The organism is Eudoraea sp., from assembly GCF_049665975.1.
In the GTDB taxonomy this organism is placed as follows: domain Bacteria; phylum Bacteroidota; class Bacteroidia; order Flavobacteriales; family Flavobacteriaceae; genus Eudoraea.
Window position 1 is genome coordinate 1 of the sequence record NZ_JBATGR010000070.1, and the last position, 3,922, is coordinate 3,922.

Here is a 3,922-nt window from a genome sequence, read left to right on the forward strand (position 1 = left end):
ATTGTAAACCCATCGCAAATGACTAAATATTTCATTTCGGAAAGTAGCGGACGACTTGAATCAGGAAAAGAGGTGAATTGGAAATTTCCTGAATTTGCTGATGAATTCCCCGTCAAAGAAATCAAAATTGAAACCAATCTTTCGATTTCCTTCGTTTGGGACCCTGAAACTGTTGTGAAAATTACATTGGAAAAATTGCCCGACAACAGTACCTTAATAAGAGTAAACGAAAACGGAAAGGAACTTAGTGAAGATAACCTGAAATGGGCTTTAGAAAATTCGGGAGGATGGGCAAATTTCCTTGCTTGTATGAAAGCCTATTTGGAGTATGGTATACAACTTCGAAAAGGCGCATTTGACTATATGCGAAAATGATAAATCAACTAATAAAGTAAGGATATGAAATTAACTATTGACATAGAAATAAAAGCACCGAAAGAAAAAGTTTGGAAGGTAATTACAGATATTGAAAACTCTGTGAACACAATTTCTGGAATTGATAAAATTGAGATTCTGAATAAACCAAAAGACACAGTAGTCGGATTAAAATGGAAGGAAACAAGAACAATATTCGGTAAATCTGCTACGGAAACAATGTGGATAACAGAAGCCACAGAAAACAACTATTACAAAACAAGAGCCGAAAGTAATGGAGCTATTTATCAAACTATTTTAAAACTTTCAGAAAAAGAAAACACTACTTTTTTAACAATGGAATTTAGTACGGAAGCTATTACAGTAAGAGGAAAAATTATGGCTTTTATTTTTGGAAGAATGTTAAACAAGACTATGAAAAAACTTATTAAAAAAGACTTAATCAACATAAAGACTAGTGTCGAAAATAAATAAAGATGAAAGTTACTGCCGAAAAAAATGAAAAAGTTGCTAATATGATATTTGCATCCATTTATCCACTTTACTGGAATAGGTTGGAGAAGAATGGTAGAACAAAAGAAGAACTCAACCAAGTAATAGAATGGTTTACTGGTTTTGATAAAGATGATTTACAAGCACTTATTGAAGAGAAAGTAACTTTTAGAACTTTTTTTCAAAAAGCTAAAATACATCCTAACGCACACTTAATTAAAGGAGTCGTTTGTGGTTATCGAATTGAAGAAATAGAGGATGAATTTGAATTGTATAAACAATGTAGACGTATGGAAAAGCTAATTGATGAATTGGCAAGAGGTCGTAAAATGGAGAAAATTTTACGAGAAGAAAAGAAATAAAACTGGTGCTAACAAAACCTAAGAAAGCATGGGGCGAAACGTACTGAAAGTTAGCCTAGAACTTAGTAGTTTAGTTCGTCACGGGCGGACAGAAACGAACTTCGAAATCCCCACGTTTCTTAGCCAAATCGTTAGTGACAATTCTTAACTATAGATACTTACCATTATGAAAAATTATTTATTATATATCGCAATAGCTTTCACTCTTGTAAATTGTCAGCAAAAGGAAGATGTTGCAAATCTCGAAAAACCAACAAATCAAATAGTAATCGGTCAAATAGACAGCGTGTATTCCAACATATTAGATGAATCGCGCAACATTTGGGTACATATTCCAGAAAGTGCAAAAAACAGCACATCGAATAACATTAAATACCCAGTCTTATATTTATTGGATGGACCAGGACATTTTTATTCTGTAACAGGAATGATCAAACAATTAAGTACTACCAATGGAAATACAATTGTTCCCGAAATGATAATTGTTGCTATCCCAAATACGGACAGGTCGCGAGATTTGACACCTTCACATGTCGATTTTGATTTCTTTTCAGGCGATAGTATTCAGTATTCTTCAGGCGGAGGCAACAAGTTTCTTGACTTCATGGAGGATGAATTGATTCCACATATAGAAAAAACATATCCGGTATCTTCATATAGGACTTTTGTTGGTCATTCCTTTGGTGGTTTGAGTGTTATTAACGCTCTCATAAGCAGACAACACCTTTTCAATAATTATGTAGCAATAGACCCAAGTTTGTGGTGGGATAATCAAGCTTTTTTAAAGGTAGCTGACTCCATCCTATCAGTAAATAAGTTCGATGGGAAAGCCTTGTACGTTGGTGTTGCAAACACAATGGATGAAGGAATGATAATTAAAGAAGTTAGAAATGATACCACTAAGTCCACAGCCCATATCAGATCAATATTACAATTTGTGAATTCAATTGACACTCAAAATGACAATGGTTTACTTTTTGGATGGAAATACTATAATGATGATGATCACGGTAGCGTACCACTTATTACCGAGTATGATGCGTTCCGTTTTCTTTTCGCATGGTACACCGTTGTAGGAATAAATCGTTTTTTTGATCCTAATAGTAACACATCTGCAGAAGGATTAATTGATTTATTAAGTTCCCACTATAAAAATGTTTCGGACCGTTTTGGTTATCAAGTTCTTCCCCCTGAGCAATTTATTAATACAATGGGATATGGTTTTATGAATAATAGCATGCTGGACAAGGCCTCTGCACTATTTGATTTGAACATCCAGAATTATCCCAAAAGTTCAAATGTTTATGATTCTAGAGGGGATTGTTTTTTAGCCCAACAAGATTCAATCAAAGCACTTGAATATTTCACCAAGGCCTTAGAAGTTGGTAGTAATGATTTTTCTCAAGAAAAAATAGATATGTTGAAAGAGAAATTGTTAGAGGAATAAGCATAAAAAGTCACTAACAAAGAACTGAGTTAAAAAACAAGTCTTTTTTAAGTTAATCTCGACACATATTCCTCATCATAGGGCAATCCTGATGTAGCTATTGCAAATGATTGTTTCAACAGCTTATTGCTAACGGCTATCAATGCCAGTTTCTTACTCTTTCCTTTGGATATGATCCTTTCGTAAATCTCCCTGCAAGCCTTATTATGCTTACAGGCCGAGAAGCTGCACAAAAACAACAGATTTCTTAATTTCCTATTCCCCACTTTACTTATCCTGCTTCTGCCCCTGACACTGCTTCCCGATTCCCTTATGGTTGGGGTAATCCCCGCATAGCAGCAAAGCTGGCCAGCGTTCTCGAACTTGGTGAATCCATCAGTCAGCACCAGTAATACCATGGCCGTCTTGTTGCCCATTCCAGGGATGCTTTTGAGCAGGGTAAGTTGCCCTTGTTGATGTTCCTTGACCAGATCCGCCAAACGTGCCTCCAAAAGCGCTATCTCTTTCTTCAGTGTCTTCAGGGAACGCTCCAACGACCTATAAACGGCCTTTGATGGAATACCCATGGTCCGCTCCCCATGGAGCTTGTTCTTTATCGCCGTGCCATGCTTTAGATACGTGTCCATTAATCGCAACAACTGGAGGCATTCCGCTTGGTCCTTGTTCTTGGCCTTATATAACGGGACTTCATTGACACATGCATATTCACAAATGGCCCTGGCATCGCTCTTATCGGTCTTTACCTTGGATTGTTTCATCTGTATAAAACGCTTTACCGACAACGGGTTCACGACCGATACACTATGGCCGTGTTCGTACAGGTACTGTGCCAAACGATAATGGTAGTATCCAGTGGCCTCCATGACCACCAACGAACCTTTGGGCAACTTTTTTGATAACTGTCCAAACCCTTTCAATCCATTCGAATATTGGATATAAGTTCCTTTCGAGTTTACAACATCGAACACATCCTTACTAATGTCCACTCCATAAATTTCTGTATATTTATTCATAAGAACTGATTTTTGAAAGAACGGCTACTTGGACTTCAACAACTTAAAAACGAGCTCCCAAGGCTCATAGAACCTGCCTGTCGGCAGGCAGGCTGAACGAATTCTAAGTAGGAAAAGAGAGGGGATCATCAATGTTGACGAAGTCTAGGCTTCTATGTATAAAATAACCTTAATCCCATCTTTTGTTCTTTCTGATTTACACCTTAAAAGTTAAGGAGAGTAAACTTAAGATG

Annotated in this window: 5 protein-coding genes; 4 read left to right on the forward strand and 1 reads right to left on the reverse strand. The window is 36.7% G+C overall.

Going from position 1 to position 3,922, the window contains the following annotated elements; translation table 11 throughout:
- The 4 genes from WBN20_RS03000 to WBN20_RS03015 form a co-directional block, all read left to right on the forward strand.
- A partial coding sequence (locus WBN20_RS03000) for an SRPBCC domain-containing protein (RefSeq protein ID WP_424280649.1) occupies nt 1–375 on the forward strand: 375 nt, incomplete at its 5' end.
- 24 nt (nt 376–399) lie between these two features.
- Nucleotides 400–849, forward strand: coding sequence for an SRPBCC family protein (locus WBN20_RS03005; RefSeq protein WP_424280650.1), 450 nt, complete (start codon nt 400–402; stop codon nt 847–849).
- Between the two features lie 2 nt (nt 850–851).
- Complete coding sequence (locus WBN20_RS03010) at nt 852–1,229, forward strand: DUF2200 domain-containing protein (protein ID WP_424280651.1); 378 nt, start codon at nt 852–854, stop codon at nt 1,227–1,229.
- Nucleotides 1,230–1,395: 166 nt separating this feature from the next.
- On the forward strand, nt 1,396–2,676 hold the full coding sequence (locus WBN20_RS03015; protein WP_424280652.1) for an alpha/beta hydrolase-fold protein: 1,281 nt from the start codon (nt 1,396–1,398) through the stop codon (nt 2,674–2,676).
- A 47-nt stretch (nt 2,677–2,723) separates the two neighbouring features.
- Here WBN20_RS03015 and WBN20_RS03020 read toward each other — a convergent pair whose 3' ends face one another.
- A complete protein-coding gene (locus WBN20_RS03020; RefSeq protein WP_424280653.1) occupies nt 2,724–3,689 on the reverse strand; it encodes an IS110 family transposase in 966 nt (321 codons plus the stop codon).
- Nucleotides 3,690–3,922: the final 233 nt, after the last annotated feature.

Bases quoted from the DNA above. Each gene is read 5' to 3' on its own strand.
- WBN20_RS03010 (WP_424280651.1), top strand. From the start codon at position 852: ATGAAAGTTACTGCCGAAAAAAATGAAAAAGTTGCTAATATGATATTT.
- WBN20_RS03015 (WP_424280652.1), top strand. From the start codon at position 1,396: ATGAAAAATTATTTATTATATATCGCAATAGCTTTCACTCTTGTAAAT.
- WBN20_RS03005 (WP_424280650.1), top strand. From the start codon at position 400: ATGAAATTAACTATTGACATAGAAATAAAAGCACCGAAAGAAAAAGTT.
- WBN20_RS03020 (WP_424280653.1), bottom strand. From the start codon at position 3,689: ATGAATAAATATACAGAAATTTATGGAGTGGACATTAGTAAGGATGTG.